This window comes from Ochrobactrum sp. WV_118_8 (genome assembly GCF_039631535.1).
GTDB lineage: Bacteria > Pseudomonadota > Alphaproteobacteria > Rhizobiales > Rhizobiaceae > Brucella > Brucella anthropi.
In genome coordinates this window covers 925,309-940,229 of sequence record NZ_JBDIUZ010000001.1, presented here as the reverse complement: position 1 = coordinate 940,229, position 14,921 = coordinate 925,309, and the positions used below count along the sequence as shown (strand labels likewise).

Genomic DNA, 14,921 nt, shown 5'->3' with positions numbered 1-14,921 from the left:
CATATGAAACATATAGCAAAATTCATCGCCGCCGGAACCCTGACGCTTTGTATGGCGGGAACGGCACCCGCCTCCGAGGTGACACTGGACGTGCTCTACGCACAATCCGGCTTCGCGAAATTCCATGATCCAATTTCGCAAGCCTTCATGAAGGAACACCCGGATATCAAGATAAAATTCCGGGCTCCTGCCAAGGACTACGACGAAGGCCATCTCCTGATGCAGCGGCTGGCCGTCACCAATCAGCTTCCAGACATCTACTTTCCCGGCTATCATCTTATGCCCGAGCTTGCGCGCACTTTGTCCAAGCGCAATCAGATCGTGGACCTCAAGCCGTTTCTGGATGCCGAACCACAAAACTGGATAACGGAGAATTATTCACAGTCCATGCTCGATATCGGCGTTGTAGATGGTACCAAATACGGTATGGCCTTCAACGCGTCGCTCCCAATTCTTTACGTCAATGAAAGCGCCGTCGAGAAAGCAGGTTTGGACCCCAAGGAGGTACCGGCGACCTGGGACGATCTTCTGGCGCGCGCCAAGAAAATCCATGACGCAGACCCGAAGATGGCGGGTATCGGTTATACAATCTACGATTGGCCCGACGATTGGCTCTGGCAGACCATTTTGCGGCAGAAAGGAACGCAGCTCGTCGAGCCTGAAACGGGAAATGCCGGTTTCGACAATGAAAAGGGTCTGGCAGCCCTCAAAATTCTCCGTCGTATCGTGACTGAGGGCGGCGAGAATTTGTTGGAATTTGAACAGGCGCGCCAGCAATTCGCAGCCGGACAAACAGCCTATTTCATCGATACACCCGCCCGCCTTGCACAGATTATCGGTCTTGTAGGAGACCGCTTCAAACTGAACACGATAAGAGTACCGGTTGACGATAAGGAAAATGGCGGCCTCCCGACGGGCGGCGCGGCGGGCATCATTCTTTCACAAGATGAGGCAGTGCAAAAGGCGGCCTGGGAATATCTGAAATTCGCCACCGGTCCGAAAGGACAGAGTATCGTGGTAGAAACGACAGGATATCTGCCGACGAACAAACTGGCTGACGGCGCTGATTATCTTGCTCCTTTTTACGAAAAGGAACCGCGCTTCAAAACAGTGGCATCCCAAATCGAGCTGGCGCGCCCGTGGGAGGGCTATCCGACCGGATCGTCGGTGCGCATCTGGCGCGCGGAACGCGACATCATTGCCAAGGTTATGCGGGGCGATCTTACCCCCGAAGACGGCCTGCCTATGCTCGTGAAGACGGTCGATGAAATGACGAAGTAAGTCCGTCATCACTAACAGCTAACCCGGTTAATTCATAGCGGAATGGATATGGCGCGCATCGTGCAAATTGCCGTGTGCCGAAGTGAGCGTTTTTCACAGGGGGACATTCGCCGGTTTTAACCGGTCGTTGTGTCATCTGGGTTTGGAAGTTGCGACGAACGGGTTGAGGTTTCGGGGCGTTTACGCCCTTTTTTTACGTTGCCAGCTTTGGAATGCGTTCAAGCACGAGGCGCAGGATATTCTGGCTTGGGCAAGAGGTCGGCAGATGGAGACGGATCTGGGTCTTCATTTCGATCACTCGCGCTGCGATCTTGATCAGGCGCAGCCGCAATGTGTCGAACTGAGCGACGGCGAAGCGTGAGCGTTTCGGCATCGCAGCGCGCAGGCCCCACATCAGCCAATAGGCCCCAGCATGCAGGAAGAGGCGGAACTGGTTGGCGGTGGCTCTGGTGCAAGACGTGCGGTCAGCCGCCAGATGCGTCTTCCACGACTTGATATGGTTCTCGGCCATGCCACGTCGGCAGTAGACGCCCTCATAAAGCGTTTTCGGTCTGTTGCCTGTGAGATTGGTCACGATGAAGCGGGTATCTGTCCCCTGGGCACCAGCTTCCATACGCGCGATGATGCGTTCCACCCGGCTCCAGCTCGCCGCCCCATCGAAGAATTCCGTGAACCTGCGCACCTTGCCCGCCTTTGCCGAGGTCTCGAAGCGCTTGCGCAGTGTCGTGGTCGGCGCCACGCCAAGGATGAAGTCAACGTCATTGGCGCGACACCAGTCAATGACGAGTGGGCTGGTGTAATGGCTGTCGGCCCGGATCAGAATACAGGTATTGGGCCAGTTGTTTCGGATCATCCGTTCAAGGCGGCGCAGGTGGGCGCGGATTTCAGCGCCGCCTGGTCGCTTGGCCGGGCGTAGCACTGCGGCGACGAACCGGCCGTCACCATCGAAGACGACAATCGGCTGAAAACCGTATTCGTCATGATGGGCATTGAACAGGCGAAGCTGCTGGCAACCGTGAACAGCATCAAAAGTATCATCAATATCAAGCACGATCCGCTTCGGTACCTGCCGGAAGGAGGCGCAGTAAAGGTCGATCATGGCCTGGCCCATGGCGAGGAGTTCACGAACGTCCGGAAGGTTCTCCAGCCGACACATCGTTGATTGAGAGGCCAGCGACCGGCCTGAGGGCAAACTATTGTGCGCCATCTTGAAGACCGGATCGCTGCGAAGCCGGTTGGCATCATTGCCATCCTCATAACCTGCTGCAATCATCTGTATGCGGAAGCTGATCATCGTCGAAAGACCATGTACAATCTGATCTGAACGGCGCGGATCCTTGATGCAGCCTGCCAGGCGCTCGGCAATACGATAGCGCTTCTCGACTTCATTCAAAGCCAGAAGGCCACCATCCGATGACAGCATTCCGCCGTCAAACCGGGCAACAACATTCTTGCCATCAATGGGTGACAAACCGCTCAGCGGCACCGTATGATCGTTCATGGCGGATGTAGTCTCCCGGAAACTGCACGGATCGGCTTCGACAACCATTTCTTACGCTGTTTCAAAAGGTTAGGCTACATCCGTCAACTCGACATGAATTATTCAGGCTAATTTTGCCCTGTAGCCCTTAGCAGCGTATAGATTGGATCGCCAGCCTGCCATCGGTCATATAACCGTTGGCAGGCAAATTCCGAAACGGCGCAGGAACACCCATGACAAACGAAACGTTGATCCCTAGCCGGCGCGCTTTTGCATTGAAATGTGGTGAGCGATACATCCCGAGGCCTTGCTGCGGCCGTTTCGCGCAAACCATGATCCGTCACGCCGGGCAACTGGCAACTTGCGGTTCGGTCAATCCGCGTTCTACGAAATCGGTGTAGATGCGCTTGACCACTTCGAGTTCCTCTGGTGGTCCCGGTTTAAGAATGACGCGATCGGTCTGGATGTTCTTGTGTTCGCGTGGGCGAAGTTAACTCTTTGGATTGCCAGCATCATCGATCAGGAAACTGCGCAATCCGAAACCCGAGGGGTCACCTTGACGGAACCCTTTCTTGATGAAGGTCGTCTGGCCCATATGCACTCTCGTCGAGAGCACGCAACTATGTTCCCGGGCGAAGCTTGACGAAATCAGACGGTGAAAGGCAATCTTGAGGGTTTTCATTCCATCCACGTCACCAAGCAATAGCGGTTGGCGTTCCGATGAGGTGGAAATAAGGGTGAAGCGTCCGGCCTTTATCTGGACGATCACAGCTATCGTTGAGGTGACGAAAATGCCGATGACCGTACGTAAGCCCGCGACAGTTGGTGAAATTCTGGTGGAAGAGTTCATGCAGCCTTGGGAATTGACACAATCGGCGTTGTCCGGGGCGATGGGGGTTCCGCGCAAGTATGTGAACGAGCTTTGCAACGACCGCCGTACGGTGACGGCTCCGACCGCGTTCATTCTGGCGCGTGTGTTCGACAATAGCCCTGACTTCTGGGTGAACGTGCAGCGCCGGACGGATTTGTGGGAAGCGATGCATTCGCCGCGCGAGCGTGAGCGGATCGAACGGGCCAAGCTGCTCGCTTCCGCAGCATGAAGGCTAAGCGCTAGCCTTGGCAGGGGCCGCGTGATAGCGCGGATTGAATGTCAGTCAGCGCAAAGTCATCACCGACATAGAGAAGGGGAGCGGAATGCCGTTTTGCCAAGGCATAGGCAAAACAATCACCGAAGTTCAAACCGGCTCCCGTTCCAAATCCCTTGCCGTATTCCACCCGCGCCTTCATCGCAGCTCGTGCAAGCCTGTCATCTATGGACGCAACCAAGATGCCGAAATCAGCAAGGAATGCATCCAGATCGGCAATCGCAGCATGCCGATCTCCCTCCCTGATCCTGCCCGCAAGAACTGTACCGGCCTCGACGTAATTCACCGCCGATATCAGACGCGCCGTATCAGACTGGAGAGCATCCATGCACTCCGGCGCTTCCACCTCATCGAAGAGGATCGCTATGATCGCTGATGCGTCGACAATCATCATTGATGATAGCCTGGCTCTTCTAAGGTATCGCCGACGGCTTCGTCCCATTCCTGTTTCGTAACCGGACGGCGGTCATAACGACTGGCACGCTCACGAACGAAAGCTTTCATACGCGCAACGTAATCGCGCTGCGCCTCGCGCTCGGCACGAAGCCGGTCCAGTCGCTCTCGCATGGCCTGAGTGATAGCGTCAGTCATGGTCTCGCCGGTAAGACGGGATAGTTCCCGCGCCAACCGGTCTGCTTCATCGGTCTTGATGCTCAAGGCCATGGTAATCTCCTCATATAGACACACTTTCTAGATATCATTTCTATATTGTATCTTCAACGGAGAAACGGAATGTGGACGTTATTCATCGTCCTGATTATCGAGCCCGATTTCCAACTCTTATCCCTTTGATTGTCATTTGCAGCCCGCAGGGACTTTTCGAAATCCTCGCGCGCCATCTGCCTGCCGATCAGCTGGGCACTGGATAATACCACTGCGCCTAGCCGTTTGGCGGCATCGGCCTTGTCATCAGCATCCGGCTTGTCGCCAGCGTGATTGCCGTTGGCTGATCTGCATTCGTTCGCTCGCCTTTTCTGGCCTATCTCCAAGACCGACGGTGGCACAGGCTCTCCCGGCTGCACGGTTCACTGTGCCAATCATTTCCAATACCCAAGGGCCTCCAGGTGGCATAGCTCGACCGCCCATGGCGGCCTTTGTCACGAGGCTTCAGCCCGACCGGTTGCCCGGCAAGCCGCTTGTTAACTACCAGACCTATAGACAATTATCTGGGGGGATCCTTCCTCCACTGGTGATACGCGCCTTCGAGGCGCCCTGAACGGCGACAGTTATCGTCTCGCGCAAAGCCGAGCCAGTAAGGCCGGCTGAAACCCTCGCAAAATCGCCGACGCCGCCAGCGGCCTACTTTTACACCGCCCTTTGGCCTGATTTTATTCCGCCGTTGACACGGGTGTGCATACGAAATCAATGGTGATAGATTCCGGTATGAACGACACCGTCCACACCGCACCATGCACGATGCATGCCCGGGCTATTGAAGGGCAGGCAGATATTGCCCTTTGCGTCCACGGCCACAAGCCCGCCTGAACCGCCGATTTCACCAAGTTCGGTCACGACGTCGCCTGCTGCTTTGTGCAAGTCCTGCCCTGCCCAGCGCATACGCGCATCTATCTCGTGTCCAACCGCCCGGCGAATAAAATATTCGCCATGTCCAGTTGCCGAAATGGCCGCAGTGGCATCGTCCGCCCAGGTTCCGGCGCCAATAACGGGACTATCACCGACGCGACCGGGCGTCTTGGCGGTCATGCCACCTGTAGAAGTTGCTGCAGCGAGATGACCGAAGCGATCGAGCGCGACCGCCCCGACGGTTCCGTGCTTGCGAGCAGGATCGCCGTCATCGGGAAGCCCCTTCTTGCGACGGTCCATTTCGACCTTGAGGGCATGGAGCCGATGTTCCGTACCGAACCATTCCGGGCTTTGCATTTCAAGACCGGCATTTTCACAGAAACGCCTGGCGCCATCACCGGCCAGAAATACATGCTCGGTCGTTTCCATCACCGCGCGTGCAGCAAGTATGGGGTGACGCGGGCCGCAAATTCCTGAAATCGAACCGCATTCACGCGTCATTCCATTCATGATGGCCGCATCCATTTCGTGGGTGCTGTCGGTGGTATAGACCGCGCCACGTCCCGCGTTGAACAACGGGTCGTCTTCCAATGCCATGACCGAAGCCGTTACAGCATCGAGCGATGTGCCACCCTCGCGCAGAATATTTAGCCCCGCCTCGAGACAGGCGCGTAAGGCAGCATGATAGGCCGCTTCGCGCTCCGGCGTCATAATAGATTTCAGTATCGTTCCCGCACCACCATGCAGCGCGATAACCGGCATCGTTTCAGACATTCTAACCTCAATGTGGAAGGAGTTCTGCTTTATCCAATCGCGTCAGCGCAACGCGAAACTCATGGCGGAAAGTGCCGTCATCCAGCCGACCACCTCTGCCATTGTCACACAATCAAAACCCACCGTGACGGCATCAACCCGTCTGGCTGGGGGGAGTATTGCCATTTGATCGGCGAGTGCCGCATTGCTCATCAAGAATTCTGTCTTGTATGGCCCATTCAGCCGGAAGGCTTTTTTACTACCAGCTTCTCGGACTGCACGTATCGCCCCTTCCCTTAGCATAGCGCGCGCCCGCTGAACGGATATCTGTCGCGCAGCCCGGTGACCGAAAGATTGTTTGACAACGATAAATTCAGCATCCGGGAAAAATCCAATATTCTCGTCCCTCGTGCAATCATCGCCGGAAACCAGACCAACTGGAACGCCAAGCTCTCCAGCATAAGCACCGTAAATACCCGGTTCCCCGTAAGGCAAGTTGTTGATGCGGACTTCCCGGAATGCAAAACCGTTTGTGGTGTGAGCAAGCACCCCACCCTTGCCGGCCATGGAATGATGCCCGACCATAAGGAACAGATCGAACTCAGCCGTCAAACCGCAGGCCATGTTCATCGGTTTAGGCTTGCCCAGAAGCAGATCGGCTGCCGGATGCAGCAGAGATGGCAGGATATTTGTCATCGGCCCGTGAGAGTCGTTGACAAGGATTTCGGTCGCGCCCGCTTCTACCAACCCCTCGATTACGGCGTTTACTTCCTCGGTCATGAGAATGCGCGCCTTCTCATATTCCGCATGACCAGCCTGCCCTTGCGCTGGAGCAACTACACCTGCAACTCCCTCAATATCGGCGGAGATATAGATTCGCATAACAACCGCTCCTCAGTCGGATCGTAGCTTCGGATCGAGCGCGTCGCGCAAGCCATCGCCAAAAAGATTGAAGCCCAGCACGGTGACAAAAATTGCGATGCCGGGGAATAACGTCAAATGGTCAGCTACGCCCATATATGTCCGGCCATCAGCCAGCATGGCGCCCCATTCGGGACTTGGCGGTTGTGCGCCGAGACCGATGAAGGACAAGGCAGCGGCTGTCAGAATGGAGGTGCCTATACGCATCGAAAAATAGACGATGACGTTTGGCAAGGTGCCGGGCAAGATATGACGAAGCATGATAACGCGATCAGCCACGCCGATGGCCCGCGATGCATCGACATAGACGGTTCGCTTCAACTGCAACGTCGTACCGCGCGCAAGTCGGGCAAAAACCGGAATAGAGAAGATTGCGACTGCGTAGATCACATTGGTAATACCAGGTCCGAGCACAGCAATTACAGCTATAGCAAGCAGAATGCCTGGGAAAGCAAGCAGCAGATCGCAGAATCGCATGATAATCGAATCCACCCAACCGCCGTAAAACCCGGAAACGATACCCAGAGTGACACCAAAAAGAGCACCCAGCGTCACCGAAAGAAAGCCAACGGCAAGCGAAATGCGCGCACCCCAGATAATACGGCTGAATATGTCCCGTCCGTAGGCATCCGTTCCTGCCCAATGCCCGGCACTGGGTCCTTGCAGAACAGCATTATAGTCGGGTGTACTCGGATCGTAGGGCGCGAGCACGGGAGCCAGAATTGCCGCCAGTACCAAAGCAATGATGAAGACGAGCGCCACGAGGGCCACCTTCTGCTTTTTGAACCGCCGCCAGAATTCAGCTAATGGTCTGCGCATTTTCTGGGAGGGTTCCACCAAAACGGTTGTCGTGCTCATTTGTAGCGGATCTCCGGGTTTGCAAAGGCATAAAGAACGTCAACCAGCAAATTGATGAAGATGAACTGTAGCGAAAACAGCAGGATCAATGCCTGTATGACGGGATAATCGCGATAGGAAACGGAATCGACCAGCAGTCTTCCTACACCTGGCCAAGAGAAAACGCTTTCGACCACAATCGATCCACCGAGCAGAAAGCCGAATTGCAGACCGACCATTGTAATAATTGGGATCAAAGCGTTGCGCAGCGCATGTTTCCATATGACCCTGCGCTCCGGCACGCCTTTGGCACGTGCTGTGCGAACATAATCCTCCCGCGCAATTTCGATAAACGCTGAGCGGGTAAAGCGCGCCATCACGGCTGCAACTCCTACCCCGAGGGTGAATGAAGGCATCACGTAATGCTGCCACGTACCGTACCCGCCGGTCGGAAACCAGCCAAGTTTCACCGAAAAGATATTGATCAGCAACAGGCCCAGCCAGAATGGCGGAAATGAAATGCCGGATACTGCAACGATCATTCCGGCATAATCAGGCCATTTGCCCCGTTTTACTGCGGAAATCACGCCAATGAGCAAACCGAGAAGCGATGACCAGAGCATTGCAAATACGGTGAGCCAGACGGTAGGCATCAGGCGTTCGCCAATCTCCTCGGTGACCGAACGACGCGTTTTCAGCGAAACACCGAAGTCGCCCTGAGCTGCGCGCGCTATATAGCGCGTGAATTGCTCCGGCAACGGTCTATCCAGCCCAAGCGACGAACGAACTGCGGCAACATCCTGCGGGCTGGCGTCAGGCCCTGCCACGAGGCGGGCGGGATCGCCTGGCAGCATATGCACAAAGGCGAAAACGCAAACCATCACCAGCACGATGACAGGTAGGGTGGCAACAAGCCGTTTGATGAGATAGGAAAACATAAATTCCCTTTCGGAAAGGTAGCGCCGGCCCCCAAAGGCCAGCGCTCTTTTCACGAGCTGTTAGTCAGCAAATGCTGCTTCTTCGAGCAGGAAACCACGATCGGGAAGCATATAGACGCCGGAAAGCGACTTGGTCTTGGCCGATAGGTTCTGGTTCACACCGAGGAATATCCAGGGCGCGCCTTCCCAGGCGGCCTTTTGTGCGTCCGCGTAGAATTCTGCCCGCCTGGCCGGATCAGCCGTGCTGATTGCACCTTCGATGGCAGCATCGACCTTTGCGTCCTTGAAGTAAGCAACGTTGAACATTGCTGGCGGAAAGCTCTGGCCATAAAGCAGCGGACGAATACCCCAATCGGCATCACCTGTCGAAGCAGACCAGCCGCCATAATACATCTGTACGGCAGCATCCTCCGGCTTCTCGATGGACCAGATTTTCTGCGCAGCAACGCCAGCCTCAAGCGGCATTACGTTCACCTTCACATTGATCTGTGCCAGTTGCTGCTGGATGAACTGAACCGCACGTATGGATTCCGTATTGGAGTTCGCCCAGATTTCCGTTTCGAAACCATTCTCCAGGCCTGCTTCCGTCATCAATTCTTTGGCCTTGTCGAGATTGTACTCGTAATTACCAACCGGAACATGGAAAGCAAGGTTCTTGGGAATGATCGAATCTGCCGGCTCGCAAAGATCGTTATAGACGATCTTGCAATAGGCTTTCTTGTCTACGGCGTAATTGAGCGCGTGCCGGACGCGAACGTCATCGAAAGGCTTTTTCAGATTATTGAGAGAAACGTACCACTCGACGATAGAAGGATCTTTGTCGACCTCGACATTCGGGTTCTTTTCGGCGACCTGCATCAGTTCAGGAGGGAAGGAAGGGATAAACTGGGCTTCACCCGTCTGGAGCATTGCAAAGCGCGCGCCCGATTCCGGCACTGAACGAACCGTAACGCCATCGATCTTGGGAAGCCCCTCTTTCCAGTAGTTGTCATTTTTCACGACTTCAAGCGTATCTGCCGACCAGTTTTTGAACTTGAACGGGCCGGTTCCGACCGGATTGCGTCCGATCTCCTTGCCATATTTTTCAAGCGCGGCCGGTGAAATGATCATAGCACCTGGATGAGCAAGCGAAGCGATCATCGCGCCAAACGGTTCCTTGAGGATCAATTTGACTGTAGCATCGTCAACAATCTGCACTTCCTTGACCATTGAGACCAGGCTGCGGCGCGAAAGCTTGTTGTCTGGGTTGGCAAGACGTTCGATATTGACCTTGACCGCTTCGGCATTGAAATCCGAGCCGTCGTGGAACTTGATACCTTTGCGAATCTTGATGGTAAATTCGGTCGCTTCGCCATTGGCTTCATAGCTTTCAGCCAGCAGAGGAATGAGTTTCATATCCTTGTCGAAGCCAAAAAGACCCTGATAGATAAGACGAAGCGAGGTCTGCGACAGCGTGTCATTGATGTTCGTTGGATCAAGACCTGTCAGGTTATTTGGTACCGCAACGGTAAGGGATTTCGCCCAGGCCGTCGCGCCCGGGAGCATCATCACGGCGGCCAACGCCGACGAAAACAGCAAGTTCTTCAGTTTCATTGTCAACTCCTTCCTAAGATCAATGAAAATCGCCGATGGGATGGCGTGCTACGAAATGGCCAGGCTCCACCTCGATAAGAGAGCTGACGAGCGGCATGTCGTCCGGTGAACGCACCGGGCTTGGGATTTCCCCCTCGATAAGCGGGCGACTGCGCTCACGTCGCTGGGGATCGGCAATTGGAACCGCAGAGAGAAGCCGTCGCGTATAGGGATGTTGTGGATTCTCGAAAATCTGGCGCCGCGGACCAATTTCAACGATCTGCCCGAGATACATCACCGCCACACGATGGGATATCCGCTCAACAACCGCCATGTCGTGACTGATGAATATGTAGGAAAGTCCGCGTTTTTCCTGCAGTTCCATCATCAGATTAATGACCTGAGCCTGAATGGAGACATCAAGCGCGGCAACCGCCTCGTCGGTAATGAGAATATCGGGGTCTCCCGCAAGAGCACGCGCTATACAGATGCGCTGACGTTGCCCGCCCGAGAACTGATGTGGATAACGATGTGCATGTTCTGGCCGCAGACCTACATCCCGAAGCAATTCCACTACACGCTCGTGAATTTCCGCCCCTTTTGCGAGTCCGTGGGTGATTAACGGTTCCGCAATTGAAAAGCCTACAGTCAGGCGCGGATCGAGGGATGCGAACGGGTCCTGAAAGACGTATTGGATCTTGCGGCGAATGGATTGCTTTTCCGCTCTTCCAAGTTTGAAAATATCCTTGCCATTGTAGAGGACCGCTCCAGAAGTGGCTTCCTGAAGCATCATAATTGTGCGTCCGGTCGTTGACTTGCCACAACCCGATTCACCGACCAGCGCCAGTGTTTCACCCTGGTGCAAACTGAAACTGACCTGTTCCACAGCATGCACGCGACCAGTGAGTTTCGAGAAGAGCCCGTTCCTGATATCGAACCGTGTCACCAGATCACGCACCTGCAATACCGGGTCAGGTGATTTGATCGTGTCTTGCGGAGGATACTCGGCAAAACTGTCCGAGCCGCTGTCATCTGCTTTCAATAGAGGAAAACGACGCGGAAGGTTTTCACCGTTAAGGGCTCCAAGACGTGGCACTGCGGCAAGCAACGCGCGGGTATAAGAGTGTTGCGGTGCAGCAAAAATGGTTTCTACTGTGCCTTCTTCCACTTTCTCGCCGCTACGCATAACAAGTACCTTGTCTGCGACTTCCGCCACAACGCCCATATCGTGAGTGATGAAGAGTACGGCCATGCCCATCTCTTCCTGCAGCAAGCGGATGAGACGCAGAATCTGCGCCTGAATGGTGACGTCCAGAGCCGTGGTAGGCTCATCGGCAATCAGCAGGCGCGGCCGGCAAGAAAGAGCCATGGCAATCATGACACGCTGACGCATGCCACCCGACAACTGGTGCGGATGACGGTCAAGTATGCGCCTGGCATCGGGAATACGGACCTTTTCCAACATGCGCAGTGCTTCAGCCCGTGCTTCAGCAGAAGAACATTTCTGATGCAAACGCACCGCTTCGGCAATCTGCTCGCCAACAGTAAAAACCGGGTTGAGAGAGGTCATCGGCTCCTGGAAAATCATCGCGATATCGTTGCCGCGAATACCTTCCATCTCATCAAGCGCGAATCTGGTAAGGTCGTGTGTAACTCCATCGCGGTTGGTAAATTCGATAGCGCCTTCCGTAATCTTGCCGCCACCGAATTCCACAAGGCGCATGATCGCAAGAGAGGTGACAGATTTACCGGATCCGGATTCGCCCACAACTGCCAGCGTTTCACCCGGTCGGATCTCGAACGACAAATTCCTGACCGCACGAAACGTGCCATCATCGCCCTTGAAATCAACACTGACATTTTCAACGCGTACGATCGGTGCTTCTACCGGCTTATTCGGTTTCACTGACATCCGTGGTCCTCGATTTGGACTGCGGCAGATCTTCATCCTCCGCATAAAGATAGGGCATGAGAGAGCGCGTTACGGAGACGGCATCCGAGACGCTCTGATGATGTGCCGTCAGCACGGCAATAATCGCTTCGAAGGCAGCGAGTGCCCCAATCGTCGAACTGTGCAAAACGGGGTGGCTCGCAGGCACAAAAATCTGTTCATGACTGTGTGGGCACAGCGGCGAGGCAGGGCCATCGGTTACGGCAATGCAATAGGCTCCCCTGCCCCTCGCGAGTTTCAGAAAATCAACGGTTGCCTGTGAATAGCGTGGCAAGGCCATCGCTATCACAAGATCTCCAGGCCCCAGCCGAAGCACTTTCTGGGCAACACGTTCAAGCCCGCCTGCCCCGTTCAGCATGATCTGCGACTGGGTAGAAAGGATCGATTTATCAGCGAGATATTGCAGCATGTTCGCACTGACGCCAAAACCGAGAAAGGCAACACGCGGCGCGTGCATCATCTGGGCGGCAACGCCCTCCCATGCGGTATTCCCGGCTTCACTCATAACCTGCCGCAGGCTTTCCGCCGCACTCTGGAAGGAGTCCTCCGCAATTTTTCCGGGCGGGATGTGACGGGCGCGGTCGACATTTTCCACGGGGCGCAGCAATGACTGATAGCCTTGCACCGCGAGCCCTCTGAAATCTGTAAAGCTCCCCAATCCGAGCGCCCGCACAAAACGGGTAATCGTTGCCGACGAGGTAGAGGTTGCCTGTGCAAGCTCCTCAATACCCATTGTCGCGACCGCGAATGGATTGGCGAGCACAAAATCTGCGATCTTCTGCTGGTTTGAGGTCAGACTACCCCGGCACGACCCGATCAAAGTTGACAGATTCACGTGGTTCCCGTTTGTTTTTATCTTTATGAAAATATTGTTATCAGAAATATTTCAATTTGAAAATCTTTTTCACATCAGTTCACAACAGTTGCAGAGCAGCGAAGTCAGATAAGCTTTAGCCATTGTGCGAACGGTGGAATCTATGCGCTTTGATTGGAGGCGCGGTTGGAAGATTTTGCATCAGGTTTTGGCAAGCCGTCACATTTACCCGTGGCCATTCTCCGGCAGGCCGCCGAAACACGCCCTCACCACATGGACCGTGACCGACGACTGGCCCGATCCCGTTCCGGTCACGGAAACCGAGATCGAGGTGTTCGAGCGATGGTTCGGCGACCTGTTCGATGAAATGTTCTGCCCCGACGCTGGATCGCCCGATTCGGGAGCCAAAATCGAGCTTGAAAACGGTACTAAAAAATGATACTGGATACTCCATGAAAAAGCGTCACAGAGCCACGCTGGAACTGATCTTCGCCCGCCCAGTCAACGGTTCGATCCGCTGGGCGGACATAGAGGCGCTGTTTGTAGTTCTCGGGGCGGAAGTCAGCGAGCGGGAAGGTTCGCGCGTCGGCGTGTTCCTGTTCGGCGAAGTGCGCGTCTTTCATCGCCCGCATCCGTCACCGGATACGGACAAAGGTGCGGTTGCCAGCATCCGTAAATGGCTGGACGAACACGGAGTAAAGCCATGAACAATGTCGTTGAAATCAATGGTGAGAAGGCAGTCATCGCTTTCGATCCCGAGATTCAGATGCTGCGCGGCGAGTTTGTCGGCCTGAATGGTGGGGCCGACTTCTATGCCGAGAGCGTCCACGATCTGATTGAGGAAGGCCGCAAGTCGCTGGCCGTGTATCTCGAAATGTGCCGGGAGAAGGGCATCGAGCCGCGTCGGAAGTTCTCTGGCAAGTTCAATGTCCGCCTCACGCCTGACGACCATGCCGCCGCAGTCATTGCCGCAGCAGCATCGGGCAAGAGCCTGAATGAATGGATCGTCGGGACGATCCGGGAGGCCGCTGAATAGCGGCCCCGTTCGGTTCGACCGGATTGAAAGGAGATGGCATGAATGCTTTGTGAGCGGCGCAAGCGCCCGATGATTTCTATATTGTTGGGAGAGGCGGATAGGTTCCAGGCTGGATGTCAATTTAGGGCGCTTGACCCTGTATAAGGAGATTAGCGAGGAAGCTCATCGCGGTGGAGAGCACGCCGGAGCGTTCGTTATCGGATTTATTGAGCAGTTCGCGGGCGGCGCTGGCAATGACGGGATGCGGGCCTTTCTCGCCGACGTACGGGGTGGTCATCATGGCGGATAGCGCCGACTCGATCGGCCGGCGCGGATCGGAGAGGAAGGCGGCAACGCCGGCGAGCGTCTTGTCCTTTTCGGCATAGAGGACGTGCAGGATCGCGCCGACCAGCAGCGAGTGGTATGTCTTCTCCCAGTGATTCCCGCTTCTCCAGCGAGCCTTCGGGATCCACCAGCACATCGGCAACGTTCTGCACATCCCTGGCTTCCCATTCGCCTTTCCGCACCTCGAGCAGTGGATTATAGGCCGCCGACTTCGTATTGGTCGGGTCGAAGAGCAGCACGCGACCGAAGCGGGAGCGCAGGCTTCCGCTGATTGTCGGACGAATAGCGGGCATAGAGGGCGGCACGGGTCATGAATCGGTTCCCCTTCACTCGGCAATGCACTGC

General features: G+C 55.4%; 15 protein-coding genes and 1 pseudogene. 5 read left to right on the top strand and 11 right to left on the bottom strand.

Features of this window, described 5'->3' with window-relative positions; all coding sequences use genetic code 11:
* Positions 1-3 precede the first annotated feature (3 nt).
* Positions 4-1,281, top strand: a complete 1,278-nt coding sequence (locus tag ABDF71_RS04465) for an ABC transporter substrate-binding protein (protein WP_012090895.1) — start codon at positions 4-6, stop codon at positions 1,279-1,281.
* 193 nt (positions 1,282-1,474) lie between these two features.
* On the opposite strand, the gene ABDF71_RS04460 is transcribed toward ABDF71_RS04465, so the two are convergent.
* Positions 1,475-2,782 (bottom strand): IS1380 family transposase, encoded by a 1,308-nt coding sequence (locus ABDF71_RS04460; protein WP_151615795.1) that lies wholly within the window; start codon positions 2,780-2,782, stop codon positions 1,475-1,477.
* Between the two features lie 770 nt (positions 2,783-3,552).
* Between ABDF71_RS04460 and ABDF71_RS04455 the strand changes: the two genes are divergently transcribed.
* Positions 3,553-3,861, top strand: a complete 309-nt coding sequence (locus ABDF71_RS04455) for a HigA family addiction module antitoxin (protein WP_012090893.1) — start codon at positions 3,553-3,555, stop codon at positions 3,859-3,861.
* A 10-nt stretch (positions 3,862-3,871) separates the two neighbouring features.
* Here ABDF71_RS04455 and ABDF71_RS04450 read toward each other — a convergent pair whose 3' ends face one another.
* The 9 genes from ABDF71_RS04450 to ABDF71_RS04410 form a co-directional block, all read right to left on the bottom strand.
* Entirely contained in the window at positions 3,872-4,300 is a 429-nt protein-coding gene (locus tag ABDF71_RS04450; protein ID WP_151615796.1) for a type II toxin-antitoxin system VapC family toxin, read from the bottom strand.
* Complete coding sequence (locus ABDF71_RS04445) at positions 4,297-4,569, bottom strand: type II toxin-antitoxin system VapB family antitoxin (protein WP_151615797.1); 273 nt, start codon at positions 4,567-4,569, stop codon at positions 4,297-4,299. The genes ABDF71_RS04450 and ABDF71_RS04445 overlap by 4 nt, the downstream gene beginning before the upstream one ends.
* Before the next feature lie 699 nt (positions 4,570-5,268).
* The gene (locus ABDF71_RS04440; protein ID WP_012090889.1) at positions 5,269-6,204 is read right to left on the bottom strand and encodes an isoaspartyl peptidase/L-asparaginase family protein; all 936 of its coding nucleotides are present in this window, start codon (positions 6,202-6,204) and stop codon (positions 5,269-5,271) included.
* Between the two features lie 42 nt (positions 6,205-6,246).
* Positions 6,247-7,065: a M55 family metallopeptidase gene (locus tag ABDF71_RS04435; RefSeq protein WP_012090888.1), complete on the bottom strand. Its 819-nt coding sequence runs from the start codon at positions 7,063-7,065 to the stop codon at positions 6,247-6,249.
* A 12-nt stretch (positions 7,066-7,077) separates the two neighbouring features.
* Positions 7,078-7,962: an ABC transporter permease subunit gene (locus ABDF71_RS04430; RefSeq protein WP_012090887.1), complete on the bottom strand. Its 885-nt coding sequence runs from the start codon at positions 7,960-7,962 to the stop codon at positions 7,078-7,080.
* Complete coding sequence (gene gsiC, locus ABDF71_RS04425; protein ID WP_012090886.1) at positions 7,959-8,879, bottom strand: glutathione ABC transporter permease GsiC; 921 nt, start codon at positions 8,877-8,879, stop codon at positions 7,959-7,961. Before gsiC ends, ABDF71_RS04430 begins: the two co-directional genes overlap by 4 nt.
* A 60-nt stretch (positions 8,880-8,939) precedes the next feature.
* The gene (locus ABDF71_RS04420) at positions 8,940-10,472 is read right to left on the bottom strand and encodes a glutathione ABC transporter substrate-binding protein (RefSeq protein ID WP_040129733.1); all 1,533 of its coding nucleotides are present in this window, start codon (positions 10,470-10,472) and stop codon (positions 8,940-8,942) included.
* A gap of 19 nt (positions 10,473-10,491) precedes the next feature.
* Positions 10,492-12,363, bottom strand: coding sequence for a dipeptide ABC transporter ATP-binding protein (locus tag ABDF71_RS04415; protein ID WP_051917513.1), 1,872 nt, complete (start codon positions 12,361-12,363; stop codon positions 10,492-10,494).
* Positions 12,344-13,237 (bottom strand): MurR/RpiR family transcriptional regulator, encoded by an 894-nt coding sequence (locus ABDF71_RS04410; RefSeq protein ID WP_012090883.1) that lies wholly within the window; start codon positions 13,235-13,237, stop codon positions 12,344-12,346. Before ABDF71_RS04410 ends, ABDF71_RS04415 begins: the two co-directional genes overlap by 20 nt.
* Positions 13,238-13,496: 259 nt before the next feature.
* Between ABDF71_RS04410 and ABDF71_RS04405 the strand changes: the two genes are divergently transcribed.
* Genes ABDF71_RS04405 through ABDF71_RS04395 form a run of 3 tightly spaced genes read left to right on the top strand, consistent with a single transcriptional unit; the run spans position 13,497 to position 14,252 of the window.
* Entirely contained in the window at positions 13,497-13,655 is a 159-nt protein-coding gene (locus ABDF71_RS04405; protein ID WP_313533633.1) for a hypothetical protein, read from the top strand.
* A 13-nt stretch (positions 13,656-13,668) separates the two neighbouring features.
* Positions 13,669-13,923, top strand: coding sequence for a type II toxin-antitoxin system HicA family toxin (locus tag ABDF71_RS04400; protein WP_040129739.1), 255 nt, complete (start codon positions 13,669-13,671; stop codon positions 13,921-13,923).
* Positions 13,920-14,252, top strand: coding sequence for a type II toxin-antitoxin system HicB family antitoxin (locus ABDF71_RS04395; protein ID WP_012090880.1), 333 nt, complete (start codon positions 13,920-13,922; stop codon positions 14,250-14,252). Before ABDF71_RS04400 ends, ABDF71_RS04395 begins: the two co-directional genes overlap by 4 nt.
* Positions 14,253-14,406: 154 nt before the next feature.
* Here the strand turns inward: ABDF71_RS04395 and ABDF71_RS04390 are convergent.
* Positions 14,407-14,833: pseudogene (locus ABDF71_RS04390) on the bottom strand (type IV secretory system conjugative DNA transfer family protein); the annotation flags it as partial.
* Between the last annotated feature and the right edge of the window lie 88 nt (positions 14,834-14,921).